Source organism: Bacillus sp. EB106-04-04-XG123, from assembly GCF_058791855.1.
Genome location: NZ_JBYTDZ010000001.1, coordinates 995455 through 1016068 on the forward strand (window position 1 = coordinate 995455; position 20614 = coordinate 1016068).

Consider the following 20614-nt stretch of genomic DNA (forward strand, 5'->3'; position numbering starts at 1 on the left):
TGTAATCCCCTTTGATGTTTTTTATTTCTTATTATACTAAAATTTGGTTTTTCATACAAAAAAAGATTAGGAGAATTCTCCTAACCTTTCGCTCTTTTCTGCTTTATTGCTGATAGGCATGCCACAATGAGAAAACTCGCAGCAAAAATCACAATCATATAAATAAAAAAGTTTGGCTTGATCTGAAAAGTAAATGCGGACGAGCCTTCCATTTCAAAAGCGAGACTGTTAAATAATAAAGCATCATTCGTTTTTGATTGAAATAAATGATAGAACAGTACGCCGATTGTCAGCATCGGAAAGCCTAAGAACCCCAAAAAACCACCAACTATTGCGCCTTGTTTCATCGCCTGTACGTTCATGATCGTTGTCCTCCCATTCCCCCAAGCAATAGCTGCTTCATAATGGATTTACCATCCCCCATAAACGGAAGAAGATAGAGTAATTGAATAAAATACGTGATTGAAAAAATGAAAAAACCTGTCGAAACCGGATTTTCTTTTAGAAATAAAATGGTCACAATGATGCCTGCTGCGCCAATCACACCGGGAACGAGCGGTCCAAGCAGTGTAATCCACACCTGCTTTTTCTGAAACGGATCTAATACGGGTCTTACAAACTTCACTGACATCATGTCACTCGCAAAAAAGCCTTGAGGACCATCTCGCCCTGCAAATTTTCGATGCGCATAGCCATGTGCCGCCTCATGTAAGGCCGTTCCGGTAATTAACCCGAAATAAATAATCGTAAAATAAATCGCAATGGCTGCAATCGATGGATCAGGAATGAATAAAAAAGCGAGCCCTGCCATGACCATGAAAAGCAGCCAGAAAAAGATGATTTTACGCGTCACCATGAGCAAAGCCGTTCCAAAAATGTGAAGGAACGAGTGACCAGTACAATCAAATCGTTCCTTCATTTTGACTTGATACTGCTTGAAAAATTGACAGCAGGCTGTCACAATCCGATACGGTGAATGATAATGAATGGACAGCAAGTGATGCTGATTCAATCCCGTCATCAGCTGATAAAAATCACGAGCAATCACCGACTCATCGACCTGAAATAAATCGGCGAGCTCTGCTGAAATACTCGCTTCTGTCCTTTTACCGTCCACTTTCGTTAACATATGATAGGCACTTTCATTGATCGGGAGTGTGCTTCCATACTGCGTATCCGTAAGATGCCTCTTTTGTAAGGTCACATACGGCGCTAGTTCCGGTACCCGCTCAATCTTTAGCTTATTGTTAAGAAGTTGAATCATGTGAATACCTCCATGAAAAACCTTTGTATATGGCAAAGATAAGCAGGCCCTCAAATGCAGCGACAAGTAGCCATTGAAGCGTTTGACTCGATGCCCCTATGACATAGTTTCCAATAAAAACAATCGGAATCATGAGTAAAATAAGCGCTCCAAATGAAAATATGCCTGTGTAGGGATTGTTTCGATCAAGAGGAAGTAAAATACCTACTATATAAAAGAGCGCAGTGGCATTGCATAAGACAGCCGCACCAATCAACGCGTGCCAAATTTGATCAGGAAGCGTCAGCGTTGTCAGCATGAATAAAACAATTTGCAGTACACCAACAAGCAGAAGGCCGATAAACTTATACAAAGCCACTTCCCACGATCTCAGGCCAAATGTTTTATACATCCCCAGCATTCGTTTATCATTGCCAAACGAATTGAAGGCTGTTAATCCAGCAAGAGCACATAGAACAAAAAACGCTTCTTCTTCAAAACGGAATCCAAATTGATAACGAACGAATAAGATCACAATGAGAAGAATAAGAAAGTTTAAAATGTTTTCTTCATTCCGTACCTGTGACTTCATTTCCTTCACAATAAGTGACCACTTTTTTGAAGAAGAGAATGGCAGCTTGTGTAAAAAGGTTAACGCTTTTTTCTCTGCCATAATCGGCATCATCGCAAGAGAAAGAAATGCGCCGCCTGCCGATAAAAGGATGAACAGAATCAAGATGGCATAATTCACCCCTTCAGGAGACATTCCTTGTGCCGCTAAGAAAAACGGTGCTGTAAAATACATCAAATGATAATCAAACTGTAGATATGATTGCTGAATTTGGCTAATATCAAAATGCGTCAATCCATACGCAACAACGAGTGCCAATAAAACAAATATCGCTGCAAATTTTTGCAACGGTAATTTTAATTTCAAAACGAGTAAATAAGTGATATTGTAAATAAACTGCAGGAGCATTAAGACAAAGAGCGACTGCAAAAGCACCATCAAAAAGAAAGTAAAGATAAAGAAAATACCTATTCCCTGGGCAATAAAATTAGGTAAAAGCAGAATACCGATAAAAAATAAAACAAGTCCTGTCACCACTGTCACCATCGGAATGAAGTATCCAAAACTTTTCTGAAAGGTAGAGAGCGGAAACCAGCTGAGCTGCATAGAAAATCGGTCTTGTTCAGGTGTTCTGACCTTGATCAAAACGAATAACAAGCTTGTAAAAATAGAGGAATTGATCGCCATTGACACGACGAGTAATCCAAGTGAACGTTCATCTCCATTTAAAAAGGCCTTCATAAAGACACCTGTAAAGCTGTATCCGATAATGGCTCCCATTGTGACAGCAAACAAAAAGAATAAGACCACAATGATCCGCTTCGTTTGAGTATCAAAGAGCTTATACATTTCCTGCTGCCACATTTTAAGCATCATTTTAGAAATGATTAATGATTTCATCAAAATGTGCACCCCTATCACTTAACATTGAAGCTTTCAGAAACACCTGTTCCAGTGTGCTTGATTGATACTTCTCCTTTAAGGCTGAGACTGTTCCTTCATCCATTTTATTTCCCTTAGAAATAATGGCTATTTTCTGGCACAGCTCTTCCGCTGAAAGCATATCATGCGTTGAAAGCAAGATCGCACCATGGTGCTCGGCATACCGCTTCATCAGTTTCTTTGTGTTTATAACCGCTTCAATATCAAGTCCTCTAAAGGGCTCATCCATGATCACCAATTGACTATCAAGCATAAAGGCAGCAATCAGCTGTGTCTTTTTTTTCATCCCATGTGAATAGGTTTCGATCGGTCTTGATAAAGCCGAGTCCATATCAAACAGTTCAATTAGTTGATTTCTTCTGTGAATTGTTTTACATTCATACATAGAAGAAACAAACTCTAAATATTCAGCACCACTCAATGCTTCAGGGAGCAGCAGGTCATCTGGAACATAGGCTACTTGTTTTTTAAAGGATGGTTCATCATTAGTGACGCCCTGCATATGAATTGTTCCTTCTGTATGCTTAATGATGCCGAGTATACAGTTAATCATCGTTGTTTTACCCGAACCATTCGGTCCAGCAACAGCAACGATTTGATGAGGGTCGATCTTTAAATGAAAATCATTGACAGCAGTCACGTTATTTTTATACGTCTTGGTTAAATTCTCGATCGTAAACATATAACCTCCAAGTGTCTGCGTATTCTTTAAAAACAGATCAGGCTAAACCGCCCGCCACAGACGGTTTAGCCCTGATGTCTTATCTAAGAAGTAAAAAGATGAATCCTAAGTATAGCTACTTACATTCAATTTGGACTTTTAAGCCACTTTCCCACTGAACGGCTCCTGTAAAGCTACCCTTGCCGTTTGCTAAACACCAAACTGCTGCTCCTAGAACAACTGTTGCTCCCAATCCAAGAAGGACAGCAACAAATACTAAGAACCAAGCTTGGTCCATAATAGCAGGTTCCATAGTGGAATAGTCAACTTGCGGCGCTGCATAAGTCATACTTTTCACCTCCCAGCTTATGATGATCGTATCATAGGCGTCACACGCCAAACATCTACAGAACATCCCATTTTTGACCGAACTTACATTTGATTAAAATGTGACTTTTTATTCAATTATTCACTTCCATCTGTTTAAACCCTCTCTTATTTACTAGATTTTGACACCCCTTAAGAACCACAAAACCCATTTAATGTCATTTTAACCATCTTTTTTCTTCTTTTTTTCAAATAGTCCATATTTATCATCTATCATTTTTATTCTTTCTTTTTTGTGAGATAGAAAGAATTCCCCCGATATATCAGATATAAAAGTCCTGATTATATGTCGTAATAACATCAATTATGAAATATTTACTGATCATTCCGATAAAAGAGTGAGTATATTTTCCTTCTTCTCTTGACTCTGAAAATATGTATATACAAGAAAATCGATTGGGAAAAAAGCCCTTACCTTGTTCAGCAGTACACAACATATGACTCGCTCCTATTCTATGAAAAAAAGCAAAGCAGCCATCGCAGACTGCTTTGCTTTTTCATATTTATGAGGAACTAGCAGCAGAGGCTGCATCTGGAAAATGATTGTTCCCAATGATTTCACCAGCTGGCACAGAGAGTCCTGTATCCCCCGATCTCTTGAATGGAAGGAGCGGGAAAACAAGCTCTGCTAAATAATAAGCTTCTTCTAGGTGCGGGTAGCCAGAAAATATAAATGTATCAATGCCTAGAGACTGGTATTCTATGATACGATCTGCTACTGTTTGCGGATCTCCGACGAGTGCTGTTCCTGCACCGCCGCGTACTAAGCCAATGCCTGCCCAAAGATTTGGGCTGATTTCAAGTTTGTCTTTCCTCCCTTGATGCAATTCCACCATCCGTCTTTGACCTACTGAGTCCATCCCCTGTAAAACTTTTTGCGCCTCCTCAATTGTTTTCTGATCTAAATGACGAATCAGATGTTCCGCTGCCTGCCATGCCTCCTCTTCGGTATCTCTCACGATCACATGAAGACGAATGCCAAACTTCACCGTTCTTCCTTCCTTTTCAGCCTGTTTCTTCACTTGAGCAATTTTCTCTTTTACTTGTGCAGGCGGTTCGCCCCAAGTTAAATAGACATCTGTATGCTTGGCGGCCGCTTGAATTCCTGCTGATGATGATCCACCAAAAAAGACTGGTGGATGGGGGGTTTGAGCTGGCGGGAATAACAGCCGGCCATTTTCCGCTTGTAGATGTTTGCCATGAAATTGTACATTTTCTCCTTTCAATAACCGCTTCCAAATCGTCAAAAACTCTTCTGTTGCCTCATAGCGTTCATCATGAGAAATGAACAGTCCATCTCCTTCAAGCTCCTCTTTACTTCCTCCTGCTACCACATTAATCAGCAGTCTTCCGCCTGAAAGACGATCTAATGTAGACGTCATTCTAGCAGCAACAGACGGCTGCATAAGCCCTGGTCTAAGAGCCACGAGAAACTTTAAATGAGTGGTTTCAGCAGCTAAAGCAGCTGCCGTCAGCCATGGATCTTCACATGATCTCCCAGTCGGCAGCAAGACCCCTGTATAACCAAGCTGATCAGCTGCTTGAGCAATCTGTTTAAAATATGGATAGTCTGCCTGTCTTGCCCCTTTTGCTGATCCTAAATAACGCCCGTCTCCATGCGTTGGAATAAACCATAAAATATTCATAACATCGCCCCCTGTTATTATTCACCTTGATAACTAGTGCGCCACTTGAGCAGACGCTTTTCTAACAGACGTACAGATGAATCTGTCAGCTTACCTACTACTGCAAAGATGATAATTCCGACAAACACTTTATCCGTTTGAGAGAATTGCCTTGCATCCATAATCATATAGCCGACGCCGCTGCTTGAACCCATTAACTCAGCTACCACTAAACCTAGCCAAGCAATTCCTAATGACAGCCTCACGCCCAGAAGAATATGTGGAAGAGAAGCCGGTAAAATCAGCTTTGTGATGCTTTGATACAGATTAAACTCTAAGGCGCGGGCCACATCAAACAGCTTATTATCTACACTGCGAATACCAAGAAAAGTATTAATATAAATCGGAAAAAAAGCCCCGAGTGCAATCAATAAAATTTTCGCTGTTTCATCAAAGCCAAACCAGAGGATGAATAAAGGGGTGACCGCTAAATGGGGAACGGTTCTCAGCATTTGCAAGGTCGGATCTACGTACTGCTCTGTTTTTTTAGAAAATCCTACGCATACGCCCAAGATAAGACCTAGGCCTCCTCCAAGTAAAAATCCACATATTGCTCGATAAAGACTGATGTAAAGATGGCCAAACAGCTCACCAGAACGTATCAACTCTCGAAAGGATTCAGCAATCAAAACGGGCGAAGGCAATACAGTGGAAGAAACAATTTGAGAACCAGCTATAATCTGCCAAACCGCAATAAGTAGAACAGGTAATACCAGTCCCTTTAACTTATATAAAGAAGACGCTTTTCTCCTTTTTCTCTTTGACCGCTCAATTTTAGATGCTAAAGCCGGATTCGAAATAGCTTTCATTCATCCATCTCCTCTTTCAGCATTTTTTCAATAAACGAATTATCTACAACCTGATTGACATCAATTTTCCGCTGGATCGCCTTTGTTTTATATTGAAAATCAGCGGTATGCTGCTGAGCATTGATGATCTTCTTCGAAATGGGCTTATTGAGTGGTTCCGTATTGTTTAATACTTGTGTGACGACCTTCTTATCTAAATTTTTTAAACGCGCATATAGAGTAACAGCCTCTTCTGGATGTGATTTCTGCCACTTCACCGCATGGTCATATACCTTTAAAAATTTCACCACTAGTTCAGGATGCTGATCAGCAAACTGAGTGCGAACAAGTGTGAAACCTGGAGAATATAAATCAGTCGCTTCCCCATTCACCAGCAGCTTTGCTCCTTTCTTGATCGTTTCAAGTGATAAGAACGGCTCCCAGATCGACCAAGCATCAACGGACCCATTTTCAAATGCTGATATCGCTTCATCTGGCTGAAGCTGAATGATCTGAACATCCTTCGCAGATAAACCTACCTGATCTAATACTTTGTATAAAAAATCAAAGCCACTGCTCCCTTTAGCGACAGCAATTTTTTTCCCTTTTAAGTCTTCTACTTTTTGAATCTTACTGTTCTTATTCACTAAAATACCGTTCGCTTTCAGCCCATCCTGAGATAAACCAATTTCCTTAAAATCAATACCTGCTGCCTGACCTGCTATGACAGGTGAGTTTCCAACTTGCGAGAAATCTAATTGATTTGCAGCAAGTCCTTCAAATTGGGGAGGACCACTTTGAAACTCCACCCACTTTACCTTCACTCCTTCTTTTTCAAATGATTGTTCAAACCACCCTTTTTCCTTTGCTAAAAGCAGCGGGCTCAAACTTTGCTGAATCCCAATCCGAATTTCTTTCACCTTGTTTTCCGAGCCGTCTGCTGCTTGATCACACCCTGCTAAAACAAGGAAAATACTCAAAAAAATCACGATCATTTGTTTCTTTTTCATGCGATTTCCCCTCCCTAAATCCCTGATCCATCAGTTAGTAACAATTCATCTGTTTTCTCAAATTCTGAAAGCACCTTTTGTCTTAAATGTTGAAAAGAGGTTGATGTTCTATCACGCGGAAAAGGCAGATTCACAGGAAGAATTTTATGGATTCGGCCAGGTCTCGCTTGTAAGAGCACAATTTCATTTCCTAAATAAATCGATTCATCAATATCATGAGTAACGAGCATCATCGTTGTTTTTTTCTCCTGCCAAATATCCAGCAGCACATCCTGCAAGTGTTTTCGGGTGAATGCATCCAGCGCACCAAATGGTTCATCAAGCAATAAGATCTCCGGATCACGAAGGAGTGCTCTCGCAATGGCAACCCGTTGCGACATTCCTCCTGAAAGCTCATGTGGATAAGCATGCTCAAATCCTTTTAATCGAACAATTTCAATCAATTCATCCACTTTACGGCGTACATCCAGTTGTTTTAAATTGAAATTGGCCGCTATGTTTTCTTCCACTGTCAGCCATGGAAATAGGCGGTGTTCCTGAAAGATAAAGCCCTGTTTCATTCCAGGTTCTGTGATCCGTCTGTCTCCTATCAAAATTTGCCCATCATACGCTGTGTCGAGCCCGCCTATGATTTTTAGCAACGTACTTTTTCCGCATCCACTTGGACCTATCACTGTTACAAATTCCCCGGGAATGATGTTCAATCTTAAGTCTTCAAGTACCCGAATGGTCTGTTTGTCTTTCCAAAAGGATTTATCCGCAATATCAATTGAAATCGTCATTGAAACCTCCACTCCTCTTGCGATCAGATAAATACACAGAAAGGCCCTTATCCCCAAAAAAGAGATAAGAGCCTTCGTGTTGTCCGATCAGCTAATCATATTGATTTGTTAGCACCATCCTAAATCATATTAATCCCATAAATCAACTCAAATTTATAAAATAGTTATTTTGTCCTTGTATGCTTTTCATCAATCCGTTCGTAAATCGCTTCTATTCGTTCCTTGCTGCTGTAAATCTCATATTTGTTCCGCTCAATTAAGATGTCTAGTGTGATATCCATGTGTTTTCTGTATTTTTTTCGTTTTTTCTTTTTTTCCATCTTCATCATCCTTTCTCATTCAAATAAAAAAAGGCTCTTCACTCATGCTTGAGTGATAGAGCCTTCGGTTGACCGATCAGCTATTCTTGTTCGTTTTTTCAGTACGCTCATGTTAATACATACTATTCCTACCTGTCAACTAAATTTATTGTTTTTTCAGATTTATCTAAAAAATGATTGACCGAGCAGGGAACAAGATTTATAGTCTTAATTAAATATTTCTTATCAAAACAGTTGGTTTTATCTAACAAAAGGAGGATACACACATGTCAGAAGAACGTCCATTTCGTTTAGAAACAAAAGCCATTCACGCAGGTCAGGAGCTTGATTCAGCGACCTATTCAAGAGCCGTGCCTATTTACCAAACAAGCTCCTTTGGTTTTAGAGATAGTGATCATGCAGCGAATTTATTCGGTCTTCAGGAACCGGGAAATATTTATTCACGTATTATGAACCCGACAAATGACGTATTTGAAAAGCGTATCGCAGAGCTTGAAGGTGGGATTGGTGCACTTGCTGTTTCTTCTGGGCAAGCAGCGACGACTTATTCTATTTTAAACATTGCAGGAGCCGGGGATGAAATCGTTTCCTCAAGCAGTCTTTATGGCGGCACCTACAATTTATTTGCCCATACACTCAAAAAACTCGGCATTACAGTAAAATTCGTCGACTCATCCAACCTTGAAGAACTTGAAGCAGCGATCACAGACAAAACAAAGGCAGTGTATGCAGAAAGCATTGGGAATCCAAAAGGCGACATTTTACATATTGAAGCCATCTCAGCCATTGCACACAAGCATCATATCCCGCTTATTGTAGACAATACACTCGCCAGCCCTTATTTATTAAGACCTATTGAGTTCGGTGCAGACATTGTCGTCCATTCAGCGACGAAATTTATTGGCGGTCATGGTACATCAATTGGCGGCGTCATCGTTGATAGCGGCCGATTCCCTTGGGCTGACAGCGATAAGTTCAAAGGGCTGACTGAACCAGATCCAAGTTATCACGGTCTGACATATACAGAAGCGATTGGAGAAGCGGCTTATATCACAAAAGCACGAGTACAGCTCTTACGTGATTTAGGGGCAGCTCTGTCGCCATTCAACTCATTTTTACTTCTGCAGGGCTTAGAAACATTACACCTTCGTCTTGAGCGGCATAGTGAAAATGCGTTGAAAACAGCACAGTTCTTACAGGATCATCCTCTTGTCGATTGGGTAAGCTATCCGGGCCTTGAAAGCCACGAATCCTATGAACTTGCTCAAACCTATTTACCAAAAGGACAAGGCGCAATCCTCACATTCGGTATCAAAGGTGGACGCGAAGCAGGTAAAAAGCTCATTGATTCTGTGAAACTTTTCTCCCATCTCGCAAACGTGGGTGATTCTAAATCTCTCATCATTCATCCTGCCAGCACAACGCATCAACAATTAAGCGAGGCAGAACAAAAAGCGACAGGTGTCACACCAGAGCTCATTCGTTTATCTGTTGGAACAGAAGCGATTGAAGATATTCTTGCAGATCTTGAACAGGCGATTACAAAAAGTCAGTCTGAATGACATAGAAAAAAGCACACGGCTGTGTGCTTTTTTCTTGTTTATTAATGATTGAGTAAGCGAATGTCTTGGAAAGGATAAAATACAAATGAGGTAGTTCCTTGAATATCGCGCTTTGTAAAAAGACCTAAGCCGTTGCGGCTGTCCATTGAATTTTGGCGATTGTCCCCCATGACAAAGTACTTTCCTTTTGGAACAGTCAGAGGGCCAAAATCAGGTGTCAGCAAAGTACCATCTGCCGCTGCTTTCTTTTTGTTTGACGCTAAGTAAGGCTCTGCCACTTTTTTCCCATTAACAAATAGCTGATCATTTTTCATTTCAATTTTATCACCAGGTAAACCAATCAATCGTTTGACATAATGAGTGCTGCGATCTTCCCCATCAAGAACAATGATCTGTCCCCTTTTATAATCACCGAAATAATCAACCGTTTTATTCACAAACACCCGCTCTGTGTTATGCAGTGTTGGGTCCATAGAAGTCCCTTTCACAATGTACGGTGCGAATAAAAAGTTCCGAATGATAAAAACAGCAATAAATGCGATTAAGATGGCTTTGATCCAGCCCCATAATTCTGATTTCTTTTTTTGTGTTTTTGTATTTGTTGTCATAAGCTCCTCCTGAATTCCCCAAGGACGAAATGTGTGTCACCAGCTGCCAGCCGGCATCACGCTTGTATCTTCCTAAATATAAACATATTTTGCCAACAAATCAAGCAAAGAGAGAGAAAAAGGCAAGCACCTTTCTGTGCTTGCCCAAAACTCAGTTAGTTAGCAGAAGAATCCGCTTCTTTTTCTTTGTTTGCTTTACCATAGAAATAATCCGATGGATTCACTGGTTTGAAATCAGATAACTTATGGAATCGAAGAAGATCCCTATAGAGCACTTTATCTGAAAGACTTAACTGATTATCAACACGGGCTTTAATCGCCTCTGTCTTTTTATTTTGTTTCACCACTTTACCCGTTTTCGTATCATAAACGGTATTATCGACAAGTGTGTATTTCGGTGTCACATAGTTTCCATTACGGAAGGCAACAGTCTCATCATGCTTTTTAGAGAATAAGTCTGTTCCAAAATTCACGAATTCATTTGAATCGATACCTTGTAAGTGAAGAAGTGTTGGCATCACGTCGACTTCACCACCATACGTATGGTTCACGCCGCCCTTCTTACCAGGAATACGAATCATGAGCGGAACACGCTGGTTTTGTGCATTTTGATAAGGAGTGATTTCTTTCCCTTGAATTTCACTCATTGCACGGTTATGGTTCTCAGAAATACCGTTATGGTCACCATACAATAAAATGACTGAGTCTTTATACATACCTGATTTTTTCAAGTCTTTGAAGAATTGCTCTAATGACTCATCTAAATATCTTGCTGTTTGGAAATAGTTATCGACTGTTTTATCGCCCGTTGTTGCCTTAGCGATTGTCGCATCTTTTTCATCTAAATTAAATGGATAGTGATTTGTCAGTGTCATTAAATGTGCATAAAATGGCTTTTTCATTGATTCTAGCATTGGGATTGATTCTTTGAAGAACGGTTTATCCTTCAGACCCATATTCACAAGGTTTTCTTCATCCATGTTGTAATAGGAAGCATCAAAGAATTGATCAATTCCCATATGTTTATAAATCGTGTCACGGTTCCAGAAAGATTTATAGTCCCCGTGAAGCACTGCACTCGTATAGCCTGCTTTTTGATCTAGGATGGCAGGTAGTGATTGGAAGGTATTTTCACCCTTTGTCACAAATGCTGCTCCCTCTGGCAAGCCAAACATACTATTATCCATCATCAGCTCAGCATCAGATGTCTTCCCTTGACCAGTCTGATGGAAGAAGTTATCGAAATACGTAAAGTCATCTTTCCCATGAGCCAGTTTGTTTAAAAATGGAGTCACTTCTTCTCCATTTAATTTGTAGTCAATTAAGAAAGACTGGAAGCTTTCTAAATGAATTTTAATAATGTTTTTACCTTTTGCTTTTCCAAAATACTCTGCATTTGGCTTCGCATAGTGAGAAGACGTATAGTTCACAACATCCGTTAAATCTTCACTGCTTGCATTTGCAACCTGCGTTGCGTTTTGTGCTGCTTGTACCCCGTCATAAATCGTATAATTGTAAACACCTAAGTATTTGACAACATACTTATGATCAAAGGTTCTCGTTAATAATTCTGGACGATCCTTTTCAGCCAAATGAAGGTTTACAAAGAACAGTCCAATACCTGCAGCTACAATCAGCAGTGCAAACGTCTTTTTCATTTGGAACTTCTTCACTTCCGGTCTCCAAATGACAATCGCAATCAAGATGATGATATCAAGGAAGTATAAAAGGTCATGCGGCTTAATGCTTGCTAACACACCGCCAGTCATGCCTCCCCCAAGATTTCCTGCCTGCTTCATTGTTGAGAAAGTCAAAAAGTCATCAAAGAAACGGTAATACGCTACATTTGCATATAAAAGTGCGGTCATAATAAAATCAATAACAATTAAAACAATGGCAGATTTACGCCCCTTTAAAAAGAGAGCAAGTCCAAAAAACACAATGGCTGAACTAAATGGATTCAATAAGAGAAGCCCCTCTTGAAAAGAACCTTTCACTCCTAAATTAAAGTCCATTTTGTAGGCTGTGTATGATTTAGCCCAGAATAATAGGACAGCCAAAACAAAAAAGCTATATTTGTTCGCAAATATTTTTTTCATAAAACCTCTTCTTTCTTATCATCGTTCTGATATAAATGAAATCATAAAAAATTTACATTCATTTTGCAAATGTAAATCTTCTTCGTCAAGCATTCCGATGCTCTGTCTCCGCCGGATACATGCGCTCCTTTAATATAACGAACGAGAGGCATCATAAGTTTCAAAAAAAATACGAGTAAATAAAAGGAAAAATATCCATTTACATTAAATTTACGCACACTTCATGTTTTAGTGGATGAAGAAGGTTTTGTAAATCACTCAGTATTACTTTACTTTTTTCATCTATTCGTGTCAAAGTAATTATAAAGAAAAGGAAGAATCACCTAGGCTTTTCGACTCACTTACCCAAATTTATACAAAATTCGATCCATGCTTCTTTTATTGTGACTCAACCTTCATTAATCCATGTACCTCCTAAAAAAACAGTTTTAAACAAAAAAAGCTTGATTTCCCCTACTAATGTGCGGTGTGATTAAGAGGTAGATTTTGATCATATCATCCTTATGTTCATAACAAAAATATCGAGCTGGAGGACATCACATGAAGATTAACAAACAAATCAACACTTTTGAAGGAAGATTTTCAGAAGATATAGTCACTATCATAGCTGTTACAGGACCTTCTGGTGTAGGGGCAGGAAAAGCTGGACAGGCACCTCTTTGGACCGCTTCTATTCCACTAATTGCCTGGAAGGAAAACGGCCATATCACAAACGAAAATGTAAGACTTTGCTGGTTAACAGATGACGAAGGATTAAGGGAAAAGCAGTCACAATTACATAAAGAATCAATCGTTACACTTCAGGTTCGAAAGGGCGAAGGTGAATTCATGCTTGTATCTTTGATCAATACAGATACAAAGGATCAAGCACTTCAAGAAATTTTAGAACAAGCCCAAAAGCCTGTGTTTTATCATGATGATACACTTGGAACCTTTGAGTTAGTGAAAGGACTAGACTTATTTGAAAAGACGATCCAATGGAGCAATGAAGAGTGCCTTCTCTACTTCAACCTCGAAGAAGATGAAAAAATAAATGACTCTCTTTCTACAGCAAAACAACTCATACAAGAACAAGCTAAATGGGATTCTTCTATAAAATCATTTGCCGCGAATCAGCTGATAGATCTAGCAAAGGATTGGCAGGAACAAGACGAATCAGTTGAAAAGCAAGAAGAACTCACACTGAATCAATTTATGAGCCGCATTTCACTTGAAAGCCTGCATGTTTACCCTGAGGGAGAGTTTGAAGTCTACTATCATGACGGTGATTTATTTTGGGGACATGTCATTATTATCACAGGAAATATAAATGGCACATTTCATGATGCACACATTGCAGGCTAACAGCTGGAGGGACATTAGATGGAGATCAAAGCTTTTCAAGAATTAAATCTAATTGGGAAAACGCCAGCCATTGCCAAAATAGGCGGGTTCCGTCCTGATCCAGCTGTACACAGCTGGTTTGCAGGCCATTTTTTCATCGATCCTCATCAGGGCTGGCCGACAGATCAAGATGGTGCCATGATTCCGATCTTACAAATTTATTTACCAGAAGTGCCAGGAGGAATGAACGGCTTCAATGAGTGTAAGCTGATTCAAATTTTCCTCAACCAGAAAGCACTTCCGATTGATATCACCAAAAACGGCGAAGGCTGGAAGCTCATTGAATATGCATCAATCGAAGGTTTAGAAGTAGCTGAGACTCCTGAAGAAGTGAGAGTACTCAAACCCTTTCAAATCCAATGGAACGAAAGTGAGCAAAGGGACTTCCCTTGCTGGGAAGAAGCATGGTCATATGTGGATTTATCAGAAGTAAACGAAAGTGAAGAAGCGACGGACCACTTTTTTAATCAATACACAAATTATTCGTTCACAAAAATCGGTGGGTATGGGGCGTATATTCAATCCCCACCCCATCAACAACAAGGCGAATTCATGCTGCAAATCGCCTCAGAAGAAAAACCTCGTTTCATGATTGGTGATAACGGCACGATGTATTTCTATTATGACAAAGAATCAAAAGAATGGTTTATGCACTGGGATTGTTTTTAACGTTTATTGAATGAAACCTTGCCTTCTCCTAAGCGTAATGAATAATATGAAAGGAGGAAGCAAAATGGGATTCATTTTAGACATCTTTTCACTTGCTGTGTATATCCCTTTTCTACAAGTGGATGAAGAGGATATCTCAAGGAACGCAGCACATCTCAAAAAATATAGCTGGTTTAAAGCACTATTACATGATCAAACTTGCAGGGAGCTCATCATTTATGATCCCGGTGTCCGGCGTCTCATAGGCAGGTTTAAAACGGAGAAACTCCATAAGAAGCGATACAACTTAAGATGCGAACGTAAATTACTACAAGCATTACAACGCGCAATGTAAACTGAAACAACAAGAGCCGCACTTTCCTGTGGCTCTTTTTTTATCAATTGAATCGTTCCTTTTGAAGAAAACATTTGACGCCTGGACAACTCTCCCCGTATATTATGTATAAATCCATCTTTTTCAAAGAAAAGGGGGCCTCACATGCGCTTGTTTAAGAACTGGAGAAAAATGCAGCCTGCACAGCAAGTCGCTTCAGAAAAGCAAGAAGACAGCATCCCAATCAACTTCTCCACACTTCCCTTTGGCACAGACACCGTCGATGATTTTTTGTTCAACCTAGACCTGACCTCCAAGCTTACAGATCCCTATAAAGAAACAGATACGAACAAGCTTACCTAGCTCTTCACAAATCCTCATCCAATACTGGATGATTTTTTTATACTCAATGAAAGGTGTATCCAATGAAAACATATTATATCGTCAGACACTGCCAAGCAGATGGACAATCTAAAGATGCAGCTTTAACGCCACAAGGCATCACTCAATCTCACGAACTGTCACAGTTTTTTTCCAGCATTCATCTCAATCAGATTATCTCAAGTCCTTATAAACGAGCGATCCAAACTACTGAGCCCCTTGCTCATGCAAAACAGCTCGAGATAAAAATCGATCAACGCCTCTCTGAACGTGTGTTAAGCAGTAAGCCAATAGACAATTGGTATGAGAAGCTAAAGCTTAGTTTTACAGACTTACATATGACCTGTGAAGGCGGAGAATCGAGCCAAGAAGCCATGAATCGTATTGTAGAAGCGCTCCACGAACAAATAAAATTAGAAAAAGATCATACCCTATTCATCACACATGGTAATATCATGAGCCTGCTTCTTAAACACGCCGATCCAACGATTGGATTCGAGGAGTGGGAGAAACTAAGCAATCCAGATGTCTATATCCTGAAATATTTCAAACCAGATCATGTAGAAATAGAACGAATATGGCATAAATAAACGGCAGAATGAATTCTGCCGTTTCCTCATCTATTGTTGATAATAAAAAGCCTCTACCCACTCATACGGCTTCTTACGCTCCGCACACCATTTCATGAAGCCTCTCGTCTCCGTTTGCTGAAATTTCTTCCAGTCCGATAAAAGCTGATCATAATAGGCTGCTTGTTTTTCAACATTAGTGCGAATCCTCTTATCTTCAATCAGCATCATGACATCTTCAATACCTTGAATTCGCTCTTGGTCTTTCTCATAGGTGCTTAAATAAAGATCTTCATGTATATGATGAAACGAATACCACAAGGCCGATAAATAGATTTCACAAATTTGAACAATCACACGCTGCTCCTTGCTGCCCCCAAGCTCTAGCGCTTTCAATAAATAGGGCAGCCCTTCTCCCTGATGTACAAACAAGCCCTGCCAGCGATATGGTCTTACATCCATTGGGTCAACCTTCTCCCACTCTTGCAGAACAGGTTGAATCACCCCAATTATCAATGGATACACAAGCAAATGATGACCATCCTCAAACCGTTCAATCTTCTCAAACAACCAAGCAACAAATAAACGCTGTACTTCAAAATCGTTCTCTTTCATCTCTTCAATAAAGGCCTGAAGAACTTTTAGCGCATCTTTACGCAGGCCCTGTTCTTTTCTCACACAGTACTGTCTAAAAAGAGGATAATCATGTGATCCCTCGTCTTCAATGATGGTCTGTAATATCGTCTTCGTTTGCAATAACAACGCCGCCTCTTTACATTCATTCTTAATGACTTCTTATTTAAAGGGGAGTAATTTTACATCCAATCTTTTCTATGTTCATGAATGAATTGAATGTCTTTTTGATAATGCTCAAGGTGCCCCTCATGAATCATTTTTTGAAAAGCGATATCACCCTCACTCGCTTTTCGTTTCATATACTGACATAACCCTTTTAAACGCAGCAGCACCATATCCAAATAATCTTTTGCTATTTCCTCACCATAAGATTCAAAAAACAGTTTCACTCTATGCTTTATCTGGTCTGCATGTTCTAATGAAGAATATTTCACGATCTCCCCTGTTTCAGTGCGAAAAAACCTACTGATAGGTACACATGTATACAGAGTATATGCGATATCCCAAAGCCTTGGACCAGGAGCAGCTACATCAAAATCAATAATTCCTACTGGTTTTTCGTTATTGAAAATGATATTGTACATCGCAAAATCATTATGGCATACAACCTCTATGTTGTTAGGCGTATTGTCCATTCGTTCCCAATCGTCTGAAACGGGAAAATCACAAACAGCATCATGATACAGTCTAAGCATTCTCGCTATTTCTTTTAAGGCTTGGTGAGAGCACATGTATTCTTTTAAGGGATCATGGCCAGCTACGCCTTCAATGAAAGACAAGATCTCTCTACCTTTTTCATCAACCCCTAAAAACTTTGGAGCATAGGAGAAATTCTTTTTTTCTAAATGCTTTAGCAGCTTTCGTATATTGATATTGTCTGACTTTACTTCTCGACGAACCGTATCTCCCGAACGATATACGTTCGAGACATTGCCACCTGTCAATAACTCTTCATGATCACTTTGTTTTTTCATAAATTCTCCCCTAAAATTGGATCACAATGATGATATCAGCTAAAGATGCGTATTTACCCAAATATTTTTTAGTTACAGAAAGGTAGTACACTGTTTTGTGTGAATGTGCTACCCCAGTTTGTTTCCTTACATGGTTAAATGTATCTTATCAAATGTTGCAAATCATCTAAAGATTATTCTGCTAAAAGAAGTACATGCTCATTATTTTCTAATAGTTTTCTATTTTTAATAACTCATTTAAACCACAAAAAAACGTTTACCACAAGGGTGAAACGTTAGGTTCACGGTAAAAACCAATCATGAAACTTTTAATAGATACCGATGGCCGGAGCTGAACCGGCAATCCATGATAAATTATTCCTAAAAGGCAAGGTATACCCTCTTAAAGTAAAGTACCCGTTTATGAAATAACAATCAAAGTCCTTCTTGATATATTTCTGATTTTATCGGCTTTAAACTCAAAGGTATTTTAAACTCATGAATACTTTCAATATGATTAAAAAAATGATCGATATCGTCATAATCCATTGACCATTCTTCTACCACCTTTAACTTTTTTAACTCGCTTGTTGGTTTAAATAAAAATTCACAGTGTAGTTGTTCCATGTGAGAATAATCATCTTCTTCATAAACTGTAAACTGACGTACAAGATCAAAATGAAATAGTTCCTCTCCTGTAAAATCATAGACACCACACTGAAATAAAATTTCTTTATCTTCTTCGCCCTCAACTGTCTCCTTTGAAAAAGCCTTAAATGTTTCCCAAACCTTTTTTATATCATCGGTATCTTCACCAATGCTATCTTTAAGATAACTTTCAGCATTTTTAACCGTAATCATGACAACACCTCTCCTATGTACAATTTATCTCATCCTTCTTCAATTATCCTGCCCTTTTAGTTTAATAATAAGGTAACCATCAATAAAGTAAAAGATAATCTCCTCCTCTGTCATATTGTAAGGCTTTAATTCAGCAAAATTTATTTCTTGTACTGTTAGAGAATTAAGAAACCCCTCAAATTTATTCATTTAATACTGAATAGAATGTGGTCTCAAATATTTTAATGTCTTGCCATTTAGCTAATTCCCCTTTCACCAGTGAACAGAACACGATTTGAAGTAATTTTGTTGTGTGAAAAACCAGTTAAAAAACAAATAAAAAACGCCCTCCTACAATTTGTAGAAAGACGTTTTAAACGTTGATATTCCTTAATTCTTCTGTAATGAATGATAATAAAGAATATCTAAAACTAGATACCGGTGGCCGGGGTCGAACCGGCACTCCGTGAGGAACACGATTTTGAGTCGTGCGCGTCTGCCAATTCCGCCACACCGGCATGATCATTAAAGAGCGCATCTTATATTAAAAACAATGGTGCCGAGGGCCGGACTTGAACCGGCACGGTAGTCACCTACCGCAGGATTTTAAGTCCTGTGTGTCTGCCAATTCCACCACCCCGGCAGTCTTTTCAAAAAAGGCGACACCCGGATTTGAACCGGGGATAAAGGTTTTGCAGACCTCTGCCTTACCACTTGGCTATGCCGCCATTATTGGAGCGGAAGACGGGATTCGAACCCGCGACCCCCACCTTGGCAAGGTGGTGTTCTACCACTGAACTACTTCCGCACATCAACTGGGCTAGCTGGATTCGAACCAACGCATGACGGAGTCAAAGTCCGTTGCCTTACCGCTTGGCTATAGCCCAATAATAAAATGGGGCGATTGATGGGAATCGAACCCACGAGTGCCAGAGCCACAATCTGGTGCGTTAACCACTTCGCCACAACCGCCATAGATGTAATGAATTATAAAGTATAATTGGCAGGGGCAGTAGGAATCGAACCCACACCGGAGGTTTTGGAGACCTCTGTTCTACCTTTAAACTATGCCCCTATGAAAATAAAAAATGGTGGAGGGGGGCGGATTCGAACCGCCGAACCCGGAGGGAGCGGATTTACAGTCCGCCGCGTTTAGCCACTTCGCTACCCCTCCACATTTGAAAAACAGTGCCGGCAAGAGGACTTGAACCCCCAACCTACTGATTACAAGTCAGTTGCTCTACCAATTGAGCTACACCGGCAAATAGTGGTGGCTCGGGACGGAATCGAACCGCCGACACACGGATTTTCAGTCCGTTGCTCTACCAACTGAGCTACCGAGCCAAGTATTCTTTTGAAAAATGGCGGTCCGGACGGGACTCGAACCCGCGACCTCCTGCGTGACAGGCAGGCATTCTAACCAACTGAACTACCGGACCATTTTGGTTGCGGGGGCAGGATTTGAACCTGCGACCTTCGGGTTATGAGCCCGACGAGCTACCGAACTGCTCCACCCCGCGACGATATAAAAGATATGGTGGAGGATGACGGGCTCGAACCGCCGACCCTCTGCTTGTAAGGCAGATGCTCTCCCAGCTGAGCTAATCCTCCGAATAAAAAATGCTGGTATATATTCTATAAAAATGGTGACCCGTACGGGATTCGAACCCGTGTTACCGCCGTGAAAGGGCGGTGTCTTAACCGCTTGACCAACGGGCCCTTTATTATGTAAATTGTGGCGGAGAGCAAGGGATTCGAACCCTTGAGACGGGGTTACCGCCTACACGATTTCCAATCGTGCTCCTTCGGCCACTCGGACAGCTCTCCAAATTGGCTCCGCAGGTAGGATTCGAACCTACGACCGATCGGTTAACAGCCGATAGCTCTACCACTGAGCTACTGCGGAATGAAGAAAGCCTGGCGATGTCCTACTCTCACAGGGGGAAACCCCCAACTACCATCGGCGCTGAAGAGCTTAACTTCCGTGTTCGGTATGGGAACGGGTGTGACCTCTTCGCCATCATCACCAGACAATTTAGTGACAAAAGATATTATACTATGTATTGAAAATAAATCAAGAGATATTTTAAAAATGTTCTCTCAAAACTAGATAACAATGTTCATGTTTCACATTAGAATATAGGTTAAGTCCTCGATCTATTAGTATCTGTCAGCTCCACGTGTCACCACGCTTCCACCTCAGACCTATCAA

At 40.2% G+C, this 20614-nt stretch carries 21 protein-coding genes, 16 tRNA genes and 1 rRNA gene; 6 read left to right on the plus strand and 32 right to left on the minus strand.

Features of this window, described 5'->3' with window-relative positions:
- Window positions 1-80 precede the first annotated feature (80 nt).
- From AC3WTB_RS05180 to AC3WTB_RS05225, 10 genes are all read right to left on the minus strand, one after another.
- Complete coding sequence (locus AC3WTB_RS05180; RefSeq protein WP_041089539.1) at window positions 81-362, minus strand: hypothetical protein; 282 nt, start codon at window positions 360-362, stop codon at window positions 81-83.
- Window positions 359-1264, minus strand: a complete 906-nt coding sequence (locus tag AC3WTB_RS05185; protein WP_492333421.1) for a PqqD family protein — start codon at window positions 1262-1264, stop codon at window positions 359-361. Before AC3WTB_RS05185 ends, AC3WTB_RS05180 begins: the two co-directional genes overlap by 4 nt.
- On the minus strand, window positions 1248-2714 hold the full coding sequence (locus AC3WTB_RS05190) for a hypothetical protein (protein ID WP_492333422.1): 1467 nt from the start codon (window positions 2712-2714) through the stop codon (window positions 1248-1250). Before AC3WTB_RS05190 ends, AC3WTB_RS05185 begins: the two co-directional genes overlap by 17 nt.
- Window positions 2692-3438, minus strand: coding sequence for an ABC transporter ATP-binding protein (locus AC3WTB_RS05195; protein WP_492333423.1), 747 nt, complete (start codon window positions 3436-3438; stop codon window positions 2692-2694). The genes AC3WTB_RS05190 and AC3WTB_RS05195 overlap by 23 nt, the downstream gene beginning before the upstream one ends.
- 115 nt (window positions 3439-3553) lie before the next feature.
- Window positions 3554-3766, minus strand: a complete 213-nt coding sequence (locus tag AC3WTB_RS05200; RefSeq protein WP_003211695.1) for a hypothetical protein — start codon at window positions 3764-3766, stop codon at window positions 3554-3556.
- 541 nt (window positions 3767-4307) lie between these two features.
- The gene (gene ssuD, locus AC3WTB_RS05205; RefSeq protein WP_064498226.1) at window positions 4308-5450 is read right to left on the minus strand and encodes an FMNH2-dependent alkanesulfonate monooxygenase; all 1143 of its coding nucleotides are present in this window, start codon (window positions 5448-5450) and stop codon (window positions 4308-4310) included.
- Between the two features lie 17 nt (window positions 5451-5467).
- Complete coding sequence (locus AC3WTB_RS05210; RefSeq protein WP_492333424.1) at window positions 5468-6298, minus strand: ABC transporter permease; 831 nt, start codon at window positions 6296-6298, stop codon at window positions 5468-5470.
- Window positions 6295-7287, minus strand: coding sequence for an aliphatic sulfonate ABC transporter substrate-binding protein (locus AC3WTB_RS05215; protein ID WP_492333425.1), 993 nt, complete (start codon window positions 7285-7287; stop codon window positions 6295-6297). The genes AC3WTB_RS05210 and AC3WTB_RS05215 overlap by 4 nt, the downstream gene beginning before the upstream one ends.
- Window positions 7288-7301: 14 nt before the next feature.
- Window positions 7302-8069, minus strand: coding sequence for an ABC transporter ATP-binding protein (locus AC3WTB_RS05220; protein ID WP_492333426.1), 768 nt, complete (start codon window positions 8067-8069; stop codon window positions 7302-7304).
- A gap of 164 nt (window positions 8070-8233) precedes the next feature.
- The gene (locus AC3WTB_RS05225) at window positions 8234-8389 is read right to left on the minus strand and encodes an FbpB family small basic protein (RefSeq protein WP_326848093.1); all 156 of its coding nucleotides are present in this window, start codon (window positions 8387-8389) and stop codon (window positions 8234-8236) included.
- Between the two features lie 266 nt (window positions 8390-8655).
- Here AC3WTB_RS05225 and AC3WTB_RS05230 point away from each other — a divergent pair, with 266 nt between their 5' ends.
- Entirely contained in the window at window positions 8656-9951 is a 1296-nt protein-coding gene (locus AC3WTB_RS05230) for a homocysteine synthase (RefSeq protein ID WP_039177356.1), read from the plus strand.
- A 41-nt stretch (window positions 9952-9992) separates the two neighbouring features.
- Here AC3WTB_RS05230 and lepB read toward each other — a convergent pair whose 3' ends face one another.
- Both lepB and ltaS read right to left on the minus strand, forming a co-directional pair.
- Entirely contained in the window at window positions 9993-10559 is a 567-nt protein-coding gene (lepB, locus tag AC3WTB_RS05235) for a signal peptidase I (protein WP_047202849.1), read from the minus strand.
- Between the two features lie 155 nt (window positions 10560-10714).
- On the minus strand, window positions 10715-12658 hold the full coding sequence (gene ltaS / locus AC3WTB_RS05240) for a lipoteichoic acid synthase (protein WP_024427404.1): 1944 nt from the start codon (window positions 12656-12658) through the stop codon (window positions 10715-10717).
- A gap of 540 nt (window positions 12659-13198) precedes the next feature.
- Between ltaS and AC3WTB_RS05245 the strand changes: the two genes are divergently transcribed.
- From AC3WTB_RS05245 to AC3WTB_RS05265, 5 genes are all read left to right on the plus strand, one after another.
- Entirely contained in the window at window positions 13199-14002 is an 804-nt protein-coding gene (locus tag AC3WTB_RS05245; RefSeq protein ID WP_144491026.1) for a DUF2262 domain-containing protein, read from the plus strand.
- Between the two features lie 18 nt (window positions 14003-14020).
- The gene (locus AC3WTB_RS05250) at window positions 14021-14710 is read left to right on the plus strand and encodes a DUF1963 domain-containing protein (RefSeq protein WP_481618203.1); all 690 of its coding nucleotides are present in this window, start codon (window positions 14021-14023) and stop codon (window positions 14708-14710) included.
- Between the two features lie 64 nt (window positions 14711-14774).
- Window positions 14775-15044 (plus strand): hypothetical protein, encoded by a 270-nt coding sequence (locus tag AC3WTB_RS05255; RefSeq protein WP_144490848.1) that lies wholly within the window; start codon window positions 14775-14777, stop codon window positions 15042-15044.
- Between the two features lie 144 nt (window positions 15045-15188).
- The gene (locus AC3WTB_RS05260) at window positions 15189-15386 is read left to right on the plus strand and encodes a hypothetical protein (RefSeq protein ID WP_268465472.1); all 198 of its coding nucleotides are present in this window, start codon (window positions 15189-15191) and stop codon (window positions 15384-15386) included.
- 62 nt (window positions 15387-15448) lie between these two features.
- Window positions 15449-15994, plus strand: coding sequence for a histidine phosphatase family protein (locus AC3WTB_RS05265; RefSeq protein ID WP_106025354.1), 546 nt, complete (start codon window positions 15449-15451; stop codon window positions 15992-15994).
- A gap of 30 nt (window positions 15995-16024) precedes the next feature.
- Here AC3WTB_RS05265 and AC3WTB_RS05270 read toward each other — a convergent pair whose 3' ends face one another.
- From AC3WTB_RS05270 to rrf, 20 genes are all read right to left on the minus strand, one after another.
- The gene (locus tag AC3WTB_RS05270; protein ID WP_492333440.1) at window positions 16025-16729 is read right to left on the minus strand and encodes a hypothetical protein; all 705 of its coding nucleotides are present in this window, start codon (window positions 16727-16729) and stop codon (window positions 16025-16027) included.
- A 59-nt stretch (window positions 16730-16788) separates the two neighbouring features.
- The gene (locus AC3WTB_RS05275) at window positions 16789-17583 is read right to left on the minus strand and encodes a phosphotransferase (RefSeq protein ID WP_492333427.1); all 795 of its coding nucleotides are present in this window, start codon (window positions 17581-17583) and stop codon (window positions 16789-16791) included.
- Window positions 17584-17997: 414 nt separating this feature from the next.
- Window positions 17998-18423, minus strand: a complete 426-nt coding sequence (locus tag AC3WTB_RS05280; RefSeq protein ID WP_492333428.1) for a hypothetical protein — start codon at window positions 18421-18423, stop codon at window positions 17998-18000.
- Window positions 18424-18838: 415 nt separating this feature from the next.
- Window positions 18839-18920, minus strand: a tRNA-Leu gene (locus AC3WTB_RS05285).
- Window positions 18921-18956: 36 nt separating this feature from the next.
- A tRNA-Leu gene (locus AC3WTB_RS05290) sits at window positions 18957-19045 on the minus strand.
- Window positions 19046-19059: 14 nt separating this feature from the next.
- A tRNA-Cys gene (locus tag AC3WTB_RS05295) sits at window positions 19060-19130 on the minus strand.
- Window positions 19131-19135: 5 nt separating this feature from the next.
- A tRNA-Gly gene (locus AC3WTB_RS05300) sits at window positions 19136-19210 on the minus strand.
- A gap of 7 nt (window positions 19211-19217) precedes the next feature.
- Window positions 19218-19289, minus strand: a tRNA-Gln gene (locus tag AC3WTB_RS05305).
- Between the two features lie 9 nt (window positions 19290-19298).
- Window positions 19299-19374: transfer RNA gene (locus AC3WTB_RS05310), tRNA-His, on the minus strand.
- A 29-nt stretch (window positions 19375-19403) separates the two neighbouring features.
- Window positions 19404-19477 (minus strand) — tRNA-Trp (locus AC3WTB_RS05315).
- Between the two features lie 14 nt (window positions 19478-19491).
- Window positions 19492-19576: transfer RNA gene (locus AC3WTB_RS05320), tRNA-Tyr, on the minus strand.
- Between the two features lie 15 nt (window positions 19577-19591).
- A tRNA-Thr gene (locus AC3WTB_RS05325) sits at window positions 19592-19664 on the minus strand.
- Between the two features lie 6 nt (window positions 19665-19670).
- Window positions 19671-19746: transfer RNA gene (locus tag AC3WTB_RS05330), tRNA-Phe, on the minus strand.
- An 18-nt stretch (window positions 19747-19764) separates the two neighbouring features.
- A tRNA-Asp gene (locus tag AC3WTB_RS05335) sits at window positions 19765-19841 on the minus strand.
- Between the two features lie 4 nt (window positions 19842-19845).
- A tRNA-Met gene (locus tag AC3WTB_RS05340) sits at window positions 19846-19922 on the minus strand.
- Between the two features lie 15 nt (window positions 19923-19937).
- Window positions 19938-20013: transfer RNA gene (locus AC3WTB_RS05345), tRNA-Val, on the minus strand.
- 33 nt (window positions 20014-20046) lie between these two features.
- A tRNA-Glu gene (locus tag AC3WTB_RS05350) sits at window positions 20047-20121 on the minus strand.
- A gap of 17 nt (window positions 20122-20138) precedes the next feature.
- Window positions 20139-20229, minus strand: a tRNA-Ser gene (locus AC3WTB_RS05355).
- 4 nt (window positions 20230-20233) lie between these two features.
- Window positions 20234-20308: transfer RNA gene (locus AC3WTB_RS05360), tRNA-Asn, on the minus strand.
- Window positions 20309-20317: 9 nt separating this feature from the next.
- A 5S ribosomal RNA gene (gene rrf, locus AC3WTB_RS05365) occupies window positions 20318-20433 on the minus strand.
- Window positions 20434-20614: the final 181 nt, after the last annotated feature.

Coding starts and splice junctions, on each gene's coding strand:
- AC3WTB_RS05250 (WP_481618203.1), top strand. CDS start 14,021: ATGGAGATCAAAGCTTTTCAAGAATTAAATCTAATTGGGAAAACGCCA.
- lepB (WP_047202849.1), bottom strand. CDS start 10,559: ATGACAACAAATACAAAAACACAAAAAAAGAAATCAGAATTATGGGGC.
- ssuD (WP_064498226.1), bottom strand. CDS start 5,450: ATGAATATTTTATGGTTTATTCCAACGCATGGAGACGGGCGTTATTTA.
- AC3WTB_RS05265 (WP_106025354.1), top strand. CDS start 15,449: ATGAAAACATATTATATCGTCAGACACTGCCAAGCAGATGGACAATCT.
- AC3WTB_RS05255 (WP_144490848.1), top strand. CDS start 14,775: ATGGGATTCATTTTAGACATCTTTTCACTTGCTGTGTATATCCCTTTT.
- ltaS (WP_024427404.1), bottom strand. CDS start 12,658: ATGAAAAAAATATTTGCGAACAAATATAGCTTTTTTGTTTTGGCTGTC.
- AC3WTB_RS05190 (WP_492333422.1), bottom strand. CDS start 2,714: ATGAAATCATTAATCATTTCTAAAATGATGCTTAAAATGTGGCAGCAG.
- AC3WTB_RS05195 (WP_492333423.1), bottom strand. CDS start 3,438: ATGTTTACGATCGAGAATTTAACCAAGACGTATAAAAATAACGTGACT.
- AC3WTB_RS05280 (WP_492333428.1), bottom strand. CDS start 18,423: ATGATTACGGTTAAAAATGCTGAAAGTTATCTTAAAGATAGCATTGGT.
- AC3WTB_RS05220 (WP_492333426.1), bottom strand. CDS start 8,069: ATGACGATTTCAATTGATATTGCGGATAAATCCTTTTGGAAAGACAAA.
- AC3WTB_RS05180 (WP_041089539.1), bottom strand. CDS start 362: ATGAACGTACAGGCGATGAAACAAGGCGCAATAGTTGGTGGTTTTTTG.
- AC3WTB_RS05225 (WP_326848093.1), bottom strand. CDS start 8,389: ATGGAAAAAAAGAAAAAACGAAAAAAATACAGAAAACACATGGATATC.
- AC3WTB_RS05215 (WP_492333425.1), bottom strand. CDS start 7,287: ATGAAAAAGAAACAAATGATCGTGATTTTTTTGAGTATTTTCCTTGTT.
- AC3WTB_RS05210 (WP_492333424.1), bottom strand. CDS start 6,298: ATGAAAGCTATTTCGAATCCGGCTTTAGCATCTAAAATTGAGCGGTCA.
- AC3WTB_RS05185 (WP_492333421.1), bottom strand. CDS start 1,264: ATGATTCAACTTCTTAACAATAAGCTAAAGATTGAGCGGGTACCGGAA.
- AC3WTB_RS05230 (WP_039177356.1), top strand. CDS start 8,656: ATGTCAGAAGAACGTCCATTTCGTTTAGAAACAAAAGCCATTCACGCA.
- AC3WTB_RS05200 (WP_003211695.1), bottom strand. CDS start 3,766: ATGACTTATGCAGCGCCGCAAGTTGACTATTCCACTATGGAACCTGCT.
- AC3WTB_RS05275 (WP_492333427.1), bottom strand. CDS start 17,583: ATGAAAAAACAAAGTGATCATGAAGAGTTATTGACAGGTGGCAATGTC.
- AC3WTB_RS05260 (WP_268465472.1), top strand. CDS start 15,189: ATGCGCTTGTTTAAGAACTGGAGAAAAATGCAGCCTGCACAGCAAGTC.
- AC3WTB_RS05245 (WP_144491026.1), top strand. CDS start 13,199: ATGAAGATTAACAAACAAATCAACACTTTTGAAGGAAGATTTTCAGAA.